Source organism: Streptococcus mitis (genome assembly GCF_003942685.1).
GTDB classification, from domain to species: Bacteria; Bacillota; Bacilli; order Lactobacillales; family Streptococcaceae; genus Streptococcus; species Streptococcus mitis_CD.
The window spans coordinates 12,308-29,782 of sequence record NZ_RJNR01000018.1 but is presented as its reverse complement, the minus strand read 5'-3'; the positions used below and the strand labels follow the sequence as shown (position 1 = coordinate 29,782).

The window sequence follows — 17,475 nt, the reverse complement described above, 5'->3', positions numbered from 1 at the left end:
TCTAATTCATCACAATCTAGTATTGACTCTTTATTTAAAGCTTTCATCTTTTTCCTCGATTTCTTTTAATTTCTTTGCGATTGCGGCAATCACAGGAACGGTTACACTATTACCAGCTTGTTTATAGAGCTGACTATTACTAGAGACTTTTCTAGCAGCTTCAAAAGCCCAATCAGGAAACCCTTGCAAGCGAAAACACTCTTTAGGAGTGATTCGTCGAATTCTCAGACGGTAAAATTGTCCATCTATCAAGACACCGGCTACATGATAAACTTTTTTATCTTCTCCTTCATAGCTAGCCACTACTACTCCCATTTGACCACTAGTTGTTAACGTATTCGCTATACCTTTTCCAACTCTTCCACGACGATACTGAGAACTTGGTCTTTCTAAATTGATTGAATCCCCAATCTCTGCTTGAGTATATCCTTTTTTAGTTGCCTCCCGGACTTTTAGAAATTTGATTGGTTCTGGAATCAGTATTTTGGGGATTTTATCTCCACCTTGCATCGTAGTCAGTGTTGGAGATAAGCCCTCGCTTCCATAGACGCGACCAGTCTCCTTAAAGCTAGTTGGTAAATCTCCAACAACGACAATACCATGACGATCCTGAGTATTTAAAGTAAACATCGGCTCTTGGTTTTCCTTAAAGCGTCTCCCATTTTGTCTCTTGTCTAATCTATCTGGTGTAATGCAAGGAATAGCAACCTTAAATCCTTCTCCTTTTCCACGAATTAAGGTTGGCGCAAGACCTTCTGAATAATAGACTTTACCACTCATTCCACTTCTTGATGGATTTAAATTTCCGAGTGCTTTTAAAGTCTCAGGGTTAGTTGCTTGACCTTCTCGTCTGAAAGGAAATAGGAGTCTGGTACCTTTCTTTCTAGAATGTCCGATAATAAACACCCTCTCTCTGTTTTGGGGAACGCCAAAATCCTTACTGTTAAGCACCTGCCACTCAACATCAAACCCCAACTCATCAAGTGTGGTAAGAATTGTGGTGAACGTCCGTCCCTTATCGTGATTGAGTAGGCCTTTAACATTTTCAAGAAAAAGAAAACGTGGTTGGATTTGTTTGGTCGCTCGAGCAATTTCAAAGAACAAAGTTCCTCTAGTATCTTCAAATCCCAATCGTCTTCCTGCGATTGAAAATGCTTGACAAGGGAATCCCCCACAGATGACATCGACTTTCCCTCTAAGTTTTTTAAATTCGTCATCTGAAACATCTCGTATGTCATGAAATTCTATTTCTCCTTCCGTTTGAAAAATGGACTTATAAGATTTCCTAGCAAATTTATCAATCTCACAAAATCCAATACACTCGTGTCCGACACTTTCCATTCCGAGTCGAAAACCACCGATACCTGAAAATAAATCAATAAATCTCATTTCTTTATCACCCCTTTCTGATCGACTATCAATGTCCAAATAGTCACACCACTTGAAATGACAATGAGCATAACTAATACCCACTCGATTGGCGACATTTTAACCACCTCCTTTTCTAACACGGTTATTCCAAACAGAATACAAGCCGTTAAACACAAATTCAGCCAAAACTTCCGCTCGTCTAACAAAGCGAACATTGTCAAGAGCATACTGATAGATTCTTTCAAAATCAGTCATAGCTATATCACTGGCTGTTTCAGAAAAACCTTCTCGTCTAAATTGATCTTGTACCAATCCCCAAATATAATCTCGATCATATTTTGTGACCTTTTCTACTTTTCTTCTCAAGATAGGTTGAGTATTCCTTTCTTCCTCATCCTCAATAAATAAAGAATCAGTCTCACTATATTTAGTCTCAATAACTTCAGTCTCACTAGGGGCTGAATGTGAGACGGGGGCCGTTTCATTTTCAACCTGCCCTAGTCTTTTTTTAACACTAGGCCTGTTTGAATTACCTACTGGGGTAGAAGACAACTCCCCTAAATAAATCTTATTAGCTAGTCTTCCTTTCTCACTTGAAGACTGTTGAACTTCATCAATTAAGTCATATTCTTTAAGATTTTTTTTGATTGATAGTAGTTTTGACTTCGAACAACCTAACAGCCTCATCAGTTTAGAATTAGAAAATACTAAATAAACCGCCCCTTCTTCATCTATCCAACCACGACTAAGAGATAATTCTAAACGATCTTTTAAAATAGAATAAGCCACCTTTACTTCTAATTTCATATCCATATATTTCTCATCCTCAAAAAGAATTTTAGGTAATTTATAATACCGTTCTGAAGTTTGGTATTGATTTGCGGTAATTCGTTTCATAGCGCTCCTCCAAGTTCTTTGAGTATTAAATCTCCACTTGATTCCAATCGAACCAAGCCACTTTTTTCCAATTCAGCCATAAGAGAGATGGCTTCAACAATATCAATTCCCATTTCACGTACTAAAAATGAAATGACAATATAGCGTGATGATTGTAATTCTTTTGTCATTTTCCCTCCTGAAAATAAAAAAACGGAAAGATTGTGAAATTCCTTTCCGTAACATAATAAATATTTGAACACCAAACTCAACACCAAAAAAATGTTTTTATTGATAATTATTGCTCAATCAAGCACTTATAACAATGTAAAAAATAAAAATCTGTACTCACAAAAACCCTTGAAATTCAAGGGTTTTAAGCATTTATTCTACTTCACAATGTTTTATTATTTTAAATCTTCTAGACCAACCATTGAATAGTAGCCATAATATATCTCCTTCGGATTGAAAAAATTGTAAAAACGTTTTCTTTCTTATCCTCTATTCTATCATAAATTATTCTTTTTTGCACAAGCTTTTATTTGTAATAGCTACTTTATAAAGGAAGGCTGATTTCAAATTTACTTAATTTATATATTAACTTTATATAAAATTCTAAGACTTATATATTTAGTTTTAGATGAGTATTCGAGATAAAAATGGGACTATACAATTTGTCAAAATTCCTTCTATCCAGCTTTCTTGTGCTGAGGAGAGATGCTCTGTTTGAAGGCTTTCTTTTAGAAAATCTCGAACTTGTTCTGGTGCGATTTCAAACTCAAAGGCTTTCATTTTATAGAGAAAGTCGAGCAGATGGTCTGACAGATATTCAGTTGAAAAGGGGACTTCTCCACTTTTTCGATATTCTAATAAGAGCCTAGAAAAACGAGCTTTTTCTTCAGGAAGCTCACGAAAATAGGAATTGAGGAGCCAGGTCTGCTTCTGCTTTCTTTCAATTGGATCCTGACTAGCAATTCGTTGGTCTTTTTCCAACTCTTTTTGGTATTGTTTGGCCTTGATAGCCCGTTCTGTCCTATTTTTACCAAAAAGAATTTTTTCCCACTTGCGTTCTTCTTGAGTCAGTGTATCTGTAAAGCCAAAGTAGTCTTGATAGGCACGTTCTGCTGGGCCCATGGCTAGGACTAGATTGTCTGCATACTGCTTAGCGATTTTATCTCTCTTCTTACGCTCTTTCTCTGCCTGGATACGGAGTTCCTGTTCGTAGTCAATTTTTTCCTTTCCTAGCTTGACAAGGTAGAGTTGGTCATCTGATTTGCCAAGTAAAAAGGGTTTGATGCATTTTTCAAGAACTTCTTCCATCCGAGCTTTCTTCTTGGGTTCTGCCTTGGACCAACTTCCTCCTTGAAAGACTTCTAAGAAAAGCTGGTAGTCTTTCTCAGGTGAGAACTGATTTCCACGATTGGGTTTAAAAACACCTTTTTCCCAGAGCCATTTTAGAAGTCGCTCGTCAAAGTCACTTTTATTGACCTTGATTTTTTCCTTTTTCTTAGCTTTTCTGGTCAGATTTTCGACCTTTCTGAGTAATTTTTCTTCCTCTTCTAGTTGCTGGTCAAGGCTTAATCGATGAAAATGACGAACACAGTCGCTACCAATTGGAAAGAGGCGTTGACCTGTGACACCGTTAAAGAGTTCGTAAGCGTATTTGATAGCATTTCCACAGACACAATTGCTACGGCCGATACCGTTAAAAATCAAGGAAACTTCATTCCATTCCTTGGTAGCTTGTTCCCAAGTATCAGATTTTGAAGCCTGTAAAACCGCATCATGCAGGGATTTTCTAACTGGAAGTGTCATGAGGTCTCCTTTCTAATACTCAATGAAAATCAAAGAGCAAACTAGGAAGCTAGCCGCAGGTTGCTCAAAACACAGTTTTGAGGTTGTAGATAAGACTGACGAAGTCAGTGAGCATATCTACGGAAAGGTGAAGCTGACGTAGTTTGAAGAGATTTTCGAAGAGTATAAATTATACTTTTACAACTTGAACCTCGTCTTTACCGAGTAAAATCAAGTTTTTTTCAATATTTTCAATCGAATAGGCTCGAGATAAAGCCTCTCCGTATAGGGCTAACTGACCACGATAACGGTCTATGAGTTGATTTGGGTCATCATAGCGATCTGTCTTATAGTCGAACAGAACAATTTTGTCTTCGTAAAGTAGATAGCCATCAAGGATACCACGGACAACAAAGTCTTCCTGACTCTTTTGGTCTCGTTTGAGCATGGAGAAAGGTTGCTCGCGATAAAGATGGTTGGTATTAGCGAGAATTTCCTGACCGAGTGCTGTGTCAAAGAATGCAAGAATTTTAGCAAGATTGATCTTGTCTCTGATAACTTGGCTGGTTTGAACTTGTTTGAGAGTTTCTGTCAGGCTAGCAAGTGTTGGTCGCTGGCTGAGGTCAATTCTCTGCATGAGTTCGTGGGTAGCACTACCAATCTCAGCTCCTGTTACCTTTTCTTTGGTTGAAAAATCTGGCAAATCAAAGTTGATTTTCTTATCTACTGACTGGCCTTGACCTGCAATCTCGACACCTTCCATATCCATAACTGGTTCGTAGAATTTCTTGATTTGACTTGGGGTTTGAACACTAGGAAGTTCAATGGCTGCACGGTGAAGAGTATTATATACTTCCACTTCTTTCAGCATTTCAAGAGCTTCTTTAATAGTTTCAGACTGACGATTGTCTGCTTGGGAGCTATCTTGTAGAGGGCTCTTGTTTTCCAACTCTCCGATAGCTTCTCTGGTCAGCTGATCTTCACCAACAAAACGATAGCTAAAGTTGAGATGATCCTTGGCAAATACTTTACTGATAGCCCAAATCCAATCTTGGAAATTCTTGGCTTGCAGTCTAGTGTTGCTATTTAGTTTTCCATTTTTAGCTGCTGGGTATTCCTTGGCTTCCAGCTTTTCACGAGAACCCTTGCCGACAAGATAGAGCTTGTTCTCAGCCCTCGTCATGGCAACATACAGCAGACGCATCTGCTCTGAATAACTTGCCAGCTGTAATTCCTCTTCATTCTGCCTATAGGTCAGGCTAGGAATAGAGAGCTTGATGGTTTTAGGATAGTGATCTTCCACTGCTCCTGTCTCCATCTTGGCAATATACTTGACACCAAGACCATTTTTACGGCTGAGAATGACCTCTGACATAGAGTCTTGCTTGTTAAAATCCTGATCCATATTGAGGATAAAGACGTAAGGAAACTCCAGCCCTTTACTCTTGTGGATAGTCATGAGCTCTACTGCATCTTTTGGCGGTGCAACTGCAACGCTTGCCAAATCGTGCTGGGCTTCTAAAACTTGGTTAATCATACCAATAAAACGCGACAAACCTTTAAAATTGCTCTTTTCAAATTGATCAGCACGCAGTGCTAGGGCATAGAGATTTGCCTGTCTAGCAGGACCATTTGGCAAAGCCCCAACATAGTCATAATAAAAACGGTCATTATAAATCTTCCAAATCAGGTCATAGAGGGAGTGGGTTTTGGCATACAAGCGCCAAGAAGCCAAGATATCCATGAATTGCTTTAGTTTCTCAGCTAGAGCTGTGTGAATCAAGTTTTTCTGGCTTGTTACCATTTTTTGTGCATTGATCAGTTTTTCATAGAGATTTTCTTGGACTTTATCCTCTGCTTTCTGAAGAGATAACCGTGCTAACTCGTCCTCATCAAAGCCAAACATTGGAGACTTCATAAGGGCAACCAAGGCATAGTCTTGTAGGGGATTGTGAATGACACGAAGGGTGTCCAGCATGACTTGCACTTCTAGGGATTGGAGATAATTGTTTTGCTCTCCGTCAGTTTTGACAGGAATCCCGTACTCAGACAGGGCGAGGAGAATCTGGTCATTACGACTGCGACTGGAGGTCAGAAGAGAGATTTCTTTAAAGGCAACACCTTGTTCCTTATGGAGTTTAAGGATTTCCTTGATAACCAAGCGCATTTCGCCTGTTAGTTTCGTTTCTGTTTGGTTCTCTTCTTCCTCACCTGTATCGTCCTTGTCGTAGAGGATAAATTCTGCCTTGTTGTCTGGATTGGGAGTCAGTTTGGTATTGGCAAAAACAAGCTGGTGCATGTTGTCATAGTTGATTTCGCCGACCTCTTGGTCCATAAGGCGTTCAAAGACATCATTGGTTGCTGACAGCACTTCTGAACTACTACGGAAATTTTCCTTCAGGAGAATGAGCTTGCCCTCTTTTGGATTTTGCGCATAGCGTTGGAATTTTTCATTAAAAATCTGCGGGTCTGCCTGACGGAAACGATAGATAGACTGCTTGATATCTCCCACCATAAAGCGATTGTGACCATTAGACAGCAATTCCAGCATCCGTTCTTGAATATGGTTGGTATCCTGATACTCATCGACCATGACTTCGTGGAAGCGATCCTGATAAGCCTCACGAACTTGCGGGAAATTCTCTAAAATCTCAATGGTGTAATGGCTGATATCAGCGAATTCAAAGGCGTTTTCCTGACGCTTACGTTCACGATAAACTTCCACAAAATCACTCATGAAGGTTTGGAAAGTCTTAGCTAGTTCCCAGGTATCTTCATGATAACGTTCTTGATAGTCGAGAATGGTTATCTGGTCTGACAGTTGTCCTAGTTTAGCAAACTGGGACTTTCTTTCTTCGTTGTAGGCATCAGCCAGGGGCTTCAAATCAGCCTTACGACTCGCATTAGTCAGGGCCCGACCGTTTTTCTCTTTCGAAATTGCGACGACACGCGCAAGCACTGCTTGATAAGCCTGACTATCGGACTCTTGATTTAAGGAGCCAATTTCATCCAGAATCAACTGAACATTTTCTAAATAGGGAGCCTTTGCAAACTCCTTGGCATCATTACCCAGATGATAACGGAAAAAGCTTTCCAAATCCCAAAGGGCTTGCTTGATTTGCTCAGTCAGTTTTTCTTTTTCACTAGTAAAATCAGCTTTTTCAAAGCCTTTGAGGAAAGATTCACTCAGCCATTTCTGAGGATTGCTGGTGGATTGGAGGAAGTCATAGATTTTATAGACCTGCTGGCGCAGCCCCCGTTCATCCTTGCCACGCCCAGCAAAGTTTTTCAGCAAATGACTAAAGGTCTTTTTCTGTTTACCTTGGTAATGGGCTTCAAAGACCTCATGAAAGACTTCGTTTTTTAGAAGGAGTTGCTCGCTTTGATTTTGTAAAATACGGAAATTAGGCGCAATATCAATCAGATAGCCATGTTTGCCAAGGAATTTTTGGGTAAAAGAGTCCATGGTTCCGATGGCAGCGTTGGGTAGGTCTGCCAACTGGCGCCCCAAGTGCTGTTTGAGGTCAACATCGCTACTTTCTTGGATTTGTTGGCTGATTTTTTTCTCCAAACGTTCTTTAAGCTCGGTGGCAGCCTTGACGGTAAAGGTTGAAATAAAGAGTTGAGAAATTTCGACACCACGCGCTAACTGATCCAGAATACGCTCGGCCATGACAAAAGTCTTCCCAGAACCAGCCGATGCTGAAACTAGGATATTCTGACCAGAAGTGTAGATAGCTTCGATTTGCTCGGCAGTTTTCTTCTGTTCCTTGCTCGAATTTACTTCTGCTTCTTGCAGTTTTTGAATTTCTTCCTCAGTTAAAAAGGGAATAGGCTTCATCGATTCAACTCCTCTCTTATTTTTTCAAACCAAGCTTGCTTGAGTTTTTCTCCGACCAGACGTTTACCGTCAGCTAAGTCCAACTTTTCTAGGAAACGAGCTTGACCTAAGTGGTAATTGGCTTCAAATCCAGTAATAGCTTGATGCTGCTGAACGTAAGGGGCAATGCTTCTACCATTTTCGGTATAAGGATTAATGGCGAACTGGCCTGTTAAAATCTTCTCAGCTGCTTTCTTGTAAAGTTGGGCATTGTAGTCCAGCAGGAGCTGGAATTCCTCATCCGTCAGCTGATTGGCCTTGTTTTTATTGTAAAATTCGCCCAAATGACTGCTTTCTTTTTCTAAAAAGAGGCCTTGGTATTTCATTGACTTGCTAGCTTCTACTACTGCACCTGCTAGACTTTTAACAGCCATCAAAGATTGGACAGGCTCAGCCATTTCCAAGTACATGGCACCAAAAAAGTTCTGCTCCCCTTCTCTTTTTAAGGCAGCTAGATAGGTTGGCAACTGGGAATTAAGGCCATTAAAGAAATGAGGAAACTGGAACTGGGTCAGACTGGACTTGTAGTCTACTACTCCTATCGATCCATCCGCTTTCAAACGGTCAATGCGGTCAACCTTACCTCGTACAAAGACACTGCGTCCATTGTCTAATTGAATAAAGGCCTGCTCTTTTCCACCGAAATTCGCTTCCTCTTTGATGGTTTCGATAGCTGGATTGTGGCGGAGAATATGTCCAGTCGTCCGTGCCACATCAAGCAGCACTTCCTTGGTAAACTGGGCTTCCAAACTTTCCTGATAAATAGCTTCAAATTCCCGTTCCTGACTGGTTTCTTGAATAGCTTGTTCTAGACGTTGGTCAAAGGAATCTTCGTCAGGTAATTGCAAGGCCCGTTCAAAAATACGGTGCAAGAAATTCCCATGACTACGAGCATCTGGTCGCAGGCGCAATTCTTCCTGCAGGCCTAAAACATAACGGAGGAAATAACTGTATTGGTTTCGGTAAAACTCCGTCAAACCGGAGGTAGACAGGTAAAACTCCTGATCAGCAGGATAGAGCGCTTGTAAGGTGTCCTTAGCCAATTGCTTGCTGCTTGGACTCGTTGGAAGGGCTGGATTTTCCAGACCTTGCTGGTCTAATTTTTTACCCATCACACGCGCCAGAACCTTGACAAAGGTCAAATCTTGCTCACTATCACGCCTCTCGCTCTGCTGGTGATAAGCAACTAGACTGGACAAAAGACTGTGATATGAACCCATATCTTCCTTAGACAGCCCTTTGTGATTCATCCTCTTATCTTTCCGACTAAATCCAAAATGGATCAGCTCTTGAAGATAGGCAGATTCCTTGCTTTCACTTTCGTTAAAAAGGCTTGGAGCCGACAAGACCAACTGCTTACGAGCAGAATTGACCAAGGAAAGCATAGTGTAGCGATTTTTCTTGAGGTTCTCACTACTTGCAATCAGTAATTGCGCCCCCTCCTCAGTCGCTTGGTTTAGTCTCTGTCTTTCTTCGTCTGTCAAAAGACTGGTATTTTGCGCGATTTTTGGTAAATTGTCCTGAGTTAGCCCAATGGCGTAGACAAAGTCAGCTGTCAGAGGGGCAATCAAATCGTAACTCTGCACCAGAACAGTGTTCACTGTTGCTGGAATGGTACGGTATTGGGACAAACTCATTCCAGAATGGAGCAAAGCTAGGAAGTCCTCTAAACTAACTTGTGAACCAGCAAAAACAGTCGCAAATTGTTCTAAAACATGACAGAAAGCCTTCCAAACTTCGGCTTGTCTTTCCTGTTCTACAGCTTCCATAGTGGCTGTCAAATCTTGTAACTGCTTGGTCACTGAACTTTCTTTTAGAAAGCTATTCCATTTTTGTAGGAGGTTTTCAGCCTTCTGTTTTCGACTGGCAAAGAGGGTTTCAAGAGGTGTTAAAATATGCAGACGAAGGGCATTCAAACGCTCAAGATTAAATTTTCCATGGTGGGATTTGGTAAAGGTTTGCTGAAAGGCTGGTAAGCCATTGATACCAAGATAGCGGATATATTGCTCAAATGCGTCAATATCAGCCTGGCTAAGGTCGGTATATAAACCCGTTCTGAGGAGGTTAATCAAATCTTCCTGACGGAAACGATAACGTTTTAAAGCCAAAATAGACTCGACAAACTGTGTCAAAGGGTGGTGGGCCATGGATTCGCTTCTACCAAGATAGAAAGGAATCTGATACTGGTCAAAAATTGTTTTCAGCGATAATTGGTAAGAAGCTACATCCCCCAAGAGAATACGAAAATGCTTGTAACTCAGGTCTGGATTGGCATGTAATTTCTGACGAATACTACGCGCTACCAACTCCAACTCTTCTTTTTGAGTTAAGCAAGACCAGATTTGTAAGTTTTCACGGTCTTTCTCATCGACATCCAAAGCGAGTTCTGAAAAGTCATAAGAAGACTCCAGCAAACGAGAGGCCTTATCAAAACTATCCATCTTCTCATGAGTTTGAGAATAATCCTGAGCAGGTGTTTGGTATTTAGAGGCTAGATGATGGAGAAAGTCCACACTGGCTTGGTATAGATTGCCCTCAGCGAATGGACTGGTATAGGCTTTCTTACTAGCATAGGCTCCAATGACAATCTCAACACCCTTGCCGTGAAGTAGGTCCACAATCCGCTCTTCTTCAGCAGAAAAACGGGTAAATCCATCAATAACCAAGGCGATTTGAGTGAAATCACTACTTACTTTGTTATTCTCAATAGCTTCAATCAAATGAGACAACTGACTTCCCTGGGCCAACTGACCTTGATTAAGATAGACCGTTACTTTCTCAAAAATCAAGAGCAAGTCTGCTCGCTTGTCCTCATCTGCCAAACTCTCCAAGTCTAAAAAGCTCATCTGAGCAGTCGTCATCTCGTGATACAGTTCAATCAACTGCTGAATAAATTGAGGATCCTGCTTAATCGCACCATAAACACGCAAGTCCTTGGGGTCAAGTTCGGCAAGCCATTTGTAAAAGGCCATCCCAAGACCGATGTCATCAAGACTGGTCTTAGCAGGCAAGTCATTCAAGACCAGGTAACGAGCCATTTGAGCAAAGCGCGTGACGGTAATCGCAAAAGAAGCCTGCTGGGATAAGCATTCCAGCACGGCGCGTTCCTTTTCAAAAGAAAGAGAGTTGGGAGCGATGTAGAAGACCCGCTTGCCAGCAGCAACTAGCTCCTCTGCCTCTTTGGTTAAAATTTCAGTCAAAGAAGTCCGAATATCAGTATAAAGTAATTTCATCTCTGCCTCGTTGGAATTTTTCATTACCTTTTATTATACCATGATTAGCCTGCCAAGTCTGAAAATAATCAGTTCTTGCTCACCTGTTGAAAAGAAAATGCCGGAAAGTTCCGACATTGTTTTAGTAAGCTAACTTCCTGAAAATAGGAGTAACCACACATTCCAGAAGGCAGTGATATTGATGAAAATATGAACTAGTATTGGATAGTAGAGATTTTTAGTCATGCGATACAATAGAGCCAAAATAAGCCCTCCGCTAGCATAAATGAAAAAAGCAAGAGGAGTTAAAGCAAAATTGATATGAATATAACCGAAAATAATAGCAGAAAGCAAGACATCTCCGTACAAAGGCGAGTTTTTGAAAAAGGTTGTCATAAGCACACCGCGATAAATCAATTCCTCAGAAATAGGGCCGATGAAGCAAACTATGAGCAAGAAATAGGGTAATTCCTGTCGCCCCATCATTTCTATCGTTTCATTCAAAGAAATTTGATTCGAAGACGAGGGTATGAAATAAGACAAGAGGAAGTCCGACATATACAAAATAATGTAGCCCAGTAAAAGGTAGATAAAGTACCTCAACTGCCACTTGAAATGAAAAGTTTTCTTTCCTGCAAAAACTAGTAGATAGATGACTGCTGACAAAAGAACACCACTTTCCAGCAAAAGCAGAATCTGAAAAAATTCACGACTTGCTGGTAGATAGGGCTTTGTGAGGTGGTTGAAAATCTTCCAAAACCAAGTTGATTTATAAAAAATTAAGGACAATGCTAGTAAAATCTGAATAATCCGTTTTTTCATATAAAACCCTCTGTTTTCCTTGATAAGTTTACAAAATACTTGATTGAATCACAAGTTTAGTATAGCATATCTTTTCGAAATATCCTCTTCAAGTCATGAATTGTTATCAAAACATCTTAAACTGTAAAATCAATTAGCCCCAAGCTTCCTATCAATTTCTTCTCCAAAATATGCTATAATAATACCAAAAGATAAAGAAGGAAGACTTATGATTAAACTACTAGCCTTGGATATGGACGGAACCCTCCTCAATGAAGCCAAGGAAATCCCACAAGCTCATATTACTGCTATTCACCAAGCTATTGAAAAAGGTGTCAAACTGGTTCTCTGTACGGGGCGCCCGCTTTTCGGTGTCCTCCCCTACTATCAAAAACTGGGGCTTGATCTCCAGAATGAGTATGTGATTGTCAACAACGGTTGCTCAACTCACCAGACAAGTGACTGGGGACTAGTTGACTGGCAAGAACTTAGTCCAACAGACATCGAATACCTCTATGACCTAGCTGAAAAAAGTGATGTTCAGTTGACTCTTTTTGATGAGGAACATTATTTTGTCCTCGGTGGTAAGCCTAATGAAATCGTTCAAAATGATGCCGAGCTAGTCTTTTCAGACCTGACTGAAATTTCCCTTGAGGAAGCTACCAGTGGCAAGTATCGCATGTTCCAAGGTATGTTTTTGGGCACGAAAGAGCAAACTGACGATTTTGAGCAGCGTTTTGCTGAGGAGCTTTGCCAACGATTTAGTGGAGTTCGTTCACAGCCTGTCATTTATGAAGCTATGCCACTTGGTACGACAAAGGCTACCGCTCTTTCTCGACTAGCTGAAATTTTGAAGATCGAGCCATCAGAAATTATAGCTATGGGCGATGCTAATAATGATATCGAAATGCTCCAGTTTGCAGGACTTGGCATTGCAATGGGAAATGCCAGCGATTATGTCAAATCTCTTGCGGATGACGTTACAACAAGCAACGAAGAAGACGGCGTTGCGCGTGCCATTGAGAAATATATTTTATAATTAAGAAGCCCAGTTCGTGTCAACTGGGTTTTGATATTTAAGAATTCCTAAAACTTTAGAAACTCTTTAGAAATCCTTGAACTTTCTTTGATTTCTATGCTTTATACTAAAGTTATCAAAATAAATCAAAAGGAGAGAATCATGAAAACAGTACTTGACATTCATGGATTGTCCAAAAACTTTAACAAACAAGCTATTCTTCAGGATCTTCATCTAACGATAAGAGAGGGAGATATTTATGGACTTATCGGGAAGAACGGAGCTGGGAAGACCACCTTAATCAAAATCATTACGCAACTACTGTTTGCAGATAAAGGGACTGTTTCCCTCTTCTCTAGCCAAACGGAAAATGAGTGGACCAAGGCTCTATCTCGAGTAGGTTCTGTTATCGAATCACCCGTAGCTCATAATCACTTAACAGCCTATCAAAATCTGAAATATTACTGTATGATTCGTCATATTCCAAATGCTGATCAAGTCATTCGAGAAACGCTGGACTATATAGGTTTGCCAGATACAGGTAAAAAAGTCTTTCGTGATTTCTCGCTAGGAATGAAACAAAGACTTGGGATCGCCATTGCCCTTCTATCTAAACCAGACTTCCTGATTTTAGACGAACCTATCAACGGTCTCGATCCAATCGGTATCAAAGAATTTCGACTAATGATTCAACGGCTCAATCAAGAAAAAGGGATCACCATTCTCATCTCTAGCCATATCTTGTCAGAACTCTACCTCCTAGCTAATCGTTTTGGTATTTTAGATCAAGGCAAGATTATCCGTGAAATCAGTAAAGCTGAATTTGAAACACTAAGTGAGGATTATATTGTGCTTAAGACAGCTGATCAAGAGAAAGCTTGCCAAGTATTGAAAGAACAAATCCAGCTCCAGTTCAAGGTTGTTAATCCTGAAAACGAAATTCATATCTTTGGTCAGGAACAAGATGTCAAACAGATTCTTAAGGAATTAACCTTGGCAGATGTTGCCATTGACGAGATTTACTATGCCCGTCAAAACCTAGAAGAATACTTCACTCAATTGGTCGAATAGGAGGAAAATCATGATACATACCATTCAAGCAGACTTTTACCGTCTTTTCCGTTCCAAAGGTTTTTGGATTACAGAGTTCATTCTCTTTTCTCTCATGCTAATGGGCGCAAGTATTGGAGCTACTGGCCATCTGATGGCAATTCAGACAGAAGAGCCAGAAATTCCAACCCATGGTTGGGACGGTGTACAAGCCCTGATTAACGCATCTAGTCAAGGTTCAAACCTCGTTTTTCTCTGTATTATTTTAACTTGCCTAGTTTTAGGTGTTGATTTAATCGGAAAGCTCTATAAAAATAGTTTGACAGTAGGTGTTTCTCGTACAGAGTTTTTCCTTGCTAAAGCCTTTGTAGTGGCTTGTATTGCACTATTGCAACTTATCATCAGCCTTGTTATTGCCTTTATTCCAGCAACTATCTTAAATGGATTTGGCACTATGCCTGATGGCTTTATTGGAAATCTACTGATAACCATTTCCCTTCAATTCCTTTGCCTCCTTGCTTGGCTTTCCATTGTTTCCTTTATTCTCTATGTTAGTCATTCTTATCTTGCAGTATTTATTGGATATTTGGTCAGCTCTATCTTACTTTCTATGCCAATGCTCATCTTCCCAAGTATCAAAATTTTGCCATATTTATCATTGCAGTTTTTCTATGCTATGACTGCTAATAGTGAATCCATTTGCTATACACTTATAGTTACCTTAGCTGTTATTGTAATCTTTAATCTAAGTGGATTGGCAGTTTTTAAAAAGAAAAGTCTATAAAAAATGACCTCCTCTAGCCTACAGAGGAGGTTTATTTCCTTAAAAGTAAATGAAAACCGACAACCACTGCCCATCTGTGATTAGTTTCATCTCTGCACCGAGAAGATGGCATAATTCTTCAGTGATATAAAGTCCTAAACCAGAGGATTCTTCAGTATCTGATAGATTTTCAGAATAAAAACGGTTGCTGAGATTTTCTATTCTTTTGATGGGCTGTTTAACAAGGTTTGCAATTTCTAAGACAAGCTGTTCCCTTTCCTTTCTCAAAGATAGAAGTGCTTCTTCCTTGCCATGTTTGAGGACATTTCCAAGCAAATTTTGTAAAATTCGATCCAGCAAGTCTTCATCAGTCCTTGTTGTTAAACCAGCTTCAACCTTAAAATCAAGCGTGATATTTGCCGCCTGAAAAACATCATAATAAGCCAGAGTCTTCTTGGTGATAAAAGCTGAAAAATCCACTTCTTCCAGTTTCGGTTTGACAGCCCCTTCCATCAAACGACGATATTCTAGAAGAGCCTCCAAACGTTTAGAAACTAAATCAAGATGCTGGGCGATTTTTTGTAAGGTTTCTGCTTGCTTTTCAGGAGACTTTATCAATTGTTGGGTGTAGCCTGACGCGATAGTCAGAGGCGTCCGAATATCATGAGCGATATTGCTGATGGCCATATCCAGAGTCTGTTTTTCCCTTTTCATCACCAACCGAGATTGTTCTACTTCCTGAAATAGATTCTCAATCTGCTGGTAGAGTTGTAAAAAATGTTTGGAAAAAATGCTGACTCCGACTCTTTTCATACTACCTGTGAGAATCTTGTCTTCAATCTGTTGACTCAAGTTTTTAAGTGCTAGATGGTAGCGAATCAATGCAATCGATAAAATAATTAGGAGTACTAGTAGGACAAAAATTATCATGTAGGTCATTGCTTGTCTCCTTTTAATCTTACCCCAACTCCCCAAATGGTTTCAATATATTCTTGATTTGGGTCAAGCTGGCTTAATTTTTTACGAAGATTACTCAAATGCGTATTGAGGGTATTATCTCCAGGTAGGTAGCTATCCTCCCAGACCAATTCATAAAGTTCTTCCTTGGTGAAAATTTTCTTAGGATGTTTGAGGAGAGTTTGGAGAATCAAGCATTCTTTCTTGGCAAGGCGAATCGTTTCCTGGCTATTTTTGATTTCAAAACTTTCTGCATCAAACTGGATATTTTTCAAGTTTTGTGGCAGATTTTCAGTTTTTCCTATTTCCATAGGCTGTTTTTCTGCACTTTGGCGTAATTGAACAGTAACTCTAGCAAAGACTTCGTCCAAATCAAAAGGTTTGACTATGTAATCATTGGCACCGTCTAAGAGGTATTGACTGATTAACTTCTTATCGCTCAAAGCTGTTAGCATAATGATTGGAATTTGACTTTGTTCCCTGATGGCTTTTAAAACCTGATCCCCATTTTTCCCAGGAAGCATGATATCTAGCAAAACGAGGTCAATCCCACCTTGGTCAAAACGCATGATTCCTTCTGTACCAGAAAAGGCTTGAACCACCTTATGCTCCTCAGTAAGAAGTGTTCGTAAAATCTCTTGAATGTCACTATTGTCTTCAATAACCAATATCCTAGCCATAAATACCAACCTTTCTGCAACTATTATAGCATGTTTTATTGATAAAGCTTAAACAGAAAAGCTCCTCGCATAAAAGCGCGAGAAAGCCTTAGAGAGTTAAAATATAAAATCCACTTACTAGACAACATAGTATCCTTATAGTTAAAAATAAGAAGTTAATCTAGCAGAATGAATCTCTCATTTCTCTCCTACTAGTCCGTAATGCGTTGATACATTTCGGGTCTTCTATCTCGAAACAAGCCCCAGTTTAGGCGTTCACTTGCTCCCTTGTCTAGGTCATAAGTAGCTAACAGAACAGCTTCAGCTTGTCTTTCAGCTCGCTCTAGAATAGCTCCTGTTTCATCCGTCATAAAGGATGAACCGTAGAAGTCAAGACTGGAACTCTGTCCACCATTTTCCTCACTTGGAGTGACTTCCTCTAATCCATAACGATTGGCTGCGATAACTGGAACAATATTTGCTGCTGCGTGTCCTTGCATGGTACGTTGCCAGTGACCACAACTATCTGTATCCAAAATTGGCTCTGAACCGATAGCTGTAGGATAAAAGAGCAATTCAGCACCATTTAATGCAAGACAACGGGCTGTTTCAGGGAACCATTGATCCCAACAGATACCAATACCAATCTTAGCGTAGCGCGTATCCCAGACCTTGAAACCTGTATTGCCAGGCGTAAAATAAAATTTCTCTTGATAGTAATGGTCGTCTGGTATGTGGGTCTTTCGATAAACACCCAGCACTTCCCCATCTGCATCAATAACGGCAATAGAGTTATACAAGACATTGCCATCTTTTTCATAGAAACTGATCGGTAAAACAACTTCTAGTTCCTTAGCAATCACCTTAAAATGCTGAATAGCTGTATTGTCTGTCACCGACTGGGCATGCTGGTAGTAGTCATAGTGGCGTTCCTGACAGAAATAGGGGCGTTCAAACAACTCGGGCAAGAGAATAATTTGTGCGCCTTGTTCTGCAGCCTGACGTACTAAACGCTCTGCTGTTTGAATATTTGTTGCCACATCCTTAGCGCATTGCATCTGAATGGCTGCAACTCTTACATTTCTCATCTTTTT

At 40.1% G+C, this 17,475-nt stretch carries 13 protein-coding genes; 3 read left to right on the top strand and 10 right to left on the bottom strand.

The annotated features are described in order from the left end of the window. Nucleotides 1-30 precede the first annotated feature (30 nt). From dcm to D8855_RS09390, 7 genes are all read right to left on the bottom strand, one after another. Complete coding sequence (dcm, locus tag D8855_RS09420) at nt 31-1,389, bottom strand: DNA (cytosine-5-)-methyltransferase (protein WP_125417127.1); 1,359 nt, start codon at nt 1,387-1,389, stop codon at nt 31-33. Nucleotides 1,390-1,488: 99 nt separating this feature from the next. Further along, entirely contained in the window at nt 1,489-2,268 is a 780-nt protein-coding gene (locus tag D8855_RS09415) for a replication initiator protein A (protein ID WP_125417126.1), read from the bottom strand. Further along, nucleotides 2,265-2,438, bottom strand: coding sequence for a hypothetical protein (locus tag D8855_RS09410; protein WP_000159607.1), 174 nt, complete (start codon nt 2,436-2,438; stop codon nt 2,265-2,267). The genes D8855_RS09415 and D8855_RS09410 overlap by 4 nt, the downstream gene beginning before the upstream one ends. Before the next feature lie 445 nt (nt 2,439-2,883). After that, on the bottom strand, nt 2,884-4,062 hold the full coding sequence (locus D8855_RS09405; RefSeq protein WP_084946511.1) for a hypothetical protein: 1,179 nt from the start codon (nt 4,060-4,062) through the stop codon (nt 2,884-2,886). Between the two features lie 169 nt (nt 4,063-4,231). Next, the gene (gene addA / locus D8855_RS09400) at nt 4,232-7,882 is read right to left on the bottom strand and encodes a helicase-exonuclease AddAB subunit AddA (protein ID WP_125417125.1); all 3,651 of its coding nucleotides are present in this window, start codon (nt 7,880-7,882) and stop codon (nt 4,232-4,234) included. Continuing rightward, complete coding sequence (gene rexB / locus D8855_RS09395; RefSeq protein ID WP_125417123.1) at nt 7,879-11,154, bottom strand: ATP-dependent nuclease subunit B; 3,276 nt, start codon at nt 11,152-11,154, stop codon at nt 7,879-7,881. The genes addA and rexB overlap by 4 nt, the downstream gene beginning before the upstream one ends. A 129-nt stretch (nt 11,155-11,283) precedes the next feature. Then, nucleotides 11,284-11,955 carry a CPBP family intramembrane glutamic endopeptidase gene (locus D8855_RS09390; protein ID WP_125417121.1) on the bottom strand — a complete coding sequence of 224 codons (672 nt, stop codon included), beginning with the start codon at nt 11,953-11,955 and terminating at the stop codon, nt 11,284-11,286. Between the two features lie 208 nt (nt 11,956-12,163). Here D8855_RS09390 and D8855_RS09385 point away from each other — a divergent pair, with 208 nt between their 5' ends. From D8855_RS09385 to D8855_RS09375, 3 genes are all read left to right on the top strand, one after another. Beyond that, nucleotides 12,164-12,973 carry a Cof-type HAD-IIB family hydrolase gene (locus tag D8855_RS09385; protein WP_125417119.1) on the top strand — a complete coding sequence of 270 codons (810 nt, stop codon included), beginning with the start codon at nt 12,164-12,166 and terminating at the stop codon, nt 12,971-12,973. Between the two features lie 141 nt (nt 12,974-13,114). Continuing rightward, the gene (locus D8855_RS09380; RefSeq protein ID WP_125417118.1) at nt 13,115-14,023 is read left to right on the top strand and encodes an ABC transporter ATP-binding protein; all 909 of its coding nucleotides are present in this window, start codon (nt 13,115-13,117) and stop codon (nt 14,021-14,023) included. Between the two features lie 10 nt (nt 14,024-14,033). After that, nucleotides 14,034-14,786: an ABC transporter permease gene (locus D8855_RS09375; protein ID WP_125417116.1), complete on the top strand. Its 753-nt coding sequence runs from the start codon at nt 14,034-14,036 to the stop codon at nt 14,784-14,786. A gap of 39 nt (nt 14,787-14,825) precedes the next feature. Here D8855_RS09375 and D8855_RS09370 read toward each other — a convergent pair whose 3' ends face one another. The 3 genes from D8855_RS09370 to aguB all read right to left on the bottom strand — a co-directional run bounded on the left by D8855_RS09370 (nt 14,826) and on the right by aguB (nt 17,469). Next, nucleotides 14,826-15,704 carry a sensor histidine kinase gene (locus D8855_RS09370; protein WP_125417114.1) on the bottom strand — a complete coding sequence of 293 codons (879 nt, stop codon included), beginning with the start codon at nt 15,702-15,704 and terminating at the stop codon, nt 14,826-14,828. Continuing rightward, nucleotides 15,701-16,402 (bottom strand): response regulator transcription factor, encoded by a 702-nt coding sequence (locus D8855_RS09365; RefSeq protein WP_125417112.1) that lies wholly within the window; start codon nt 16,400-16,402, stop codon nt 15,701-15,703. Before D8855_RS09365 ends, D8855_RS09370 begins: the two co-directional genes overlap by 4 nt. Nucleotides 16,403-16,593: 191 nt before the next feature. Further along, the gene (aguB, locus tag D8855_RS09360) at nt 16,594-17,469 is read right to left on the bottom strand and encodes an N-carbamoylputrescine amidase (RefSeq protein WP_125417110.1); all 876 of its coding nucleotides are present in this window, start codon (nt 17,467-17,469) and stop codon (nt 16,594-16,596) included. Between the last annotated feature and the right edge of the window lie 6 nt (nt 17,470-17,475).

Coding starts and splice junctions, on each gene's coding strand:
- D8855_RS09375 (WP_125417116.1), top strand. CDS start 14,034: ATGATACATACCATTCAAGCAGACTTTTACCGTCTTTTCCGTTCCAAA.
- D8855_RS09390 (WP_125417121.1), bottom strand. CDS start 11,955: ATGAAAAAACGGATTATTCAGATTTTACTAGCATTGTCCTTAATTTTT.
- rexB (WP_125417123.1), bottom strand. CDS start 11,154: ATGAAATTACTTTATACTGATATTCGGACTTCTTTGACTGAAATTTTA.
- D8855_RS09410 (WP_000159607.1), bottom strand. CDS start 2,438: ATGACAAAAGAATTACAATCATCACGCTATATTGTCATTTCATTTTTA.
- D8855_RS09415 (WP_125417126.1), bottom strand. CDS start 2,268: ATGAAACGAATTACCGCAAATCAATACCAAACTTCAGAACGGTATTAT.
- D8855_RS09380 (WP_125417118.1), top strand. CDS start 13,115: ATGAAAACAGTACTTGACATTCATGGATTGTCCAAAAACTTTAACAAA.
- D8855_RS09370 (WP_125417114.1), bottom strand. CDS start 15,704: ATGACCTACATGATAATTTTTGTCCTACTAGTACTCCTAATTATTTTA.
- aguB (WP_125417110.1), bottom strand. CDS start 17,469: ATGAGAAATGTAAGAGTTGCAGCCATTCAGATGCAATGCGCTAAGGAT.
- D8855_RS09365 (WP_125417112.1), bottom strand. CDS start 16,402: ATGGCTAGGATATTGGTTATTGAAGACAATAGTGACATTCAAGAGATT.
- addA (WP_125417125.1), bottom strand. CDS start 7,882: ATGAAGCCTATTCCCTTTTTAACTGAGGAAGAAATTCAAAAACTGCAA.
- D8855_RS09405 (WP_084946511.1), bottom strand. CDS start 4,062: ATGACACTTCCAGTTAGAAAATCCCTGCATGATGCGGTTTTACAGGCT.
- D8855_RS09385 (WP_125417119.1), top strand. CDS start 12,164: ATGATTAAACTACTAGCCTTGGATATGGACGGAACCCTCCTCAATGAA.
- dcm (WP_125417127.1), bottom strand. CDS start 1,389: ATGAGATTTATTGATTTATTTTCAGGTATCGGTGGTTTTCGACTCGGA.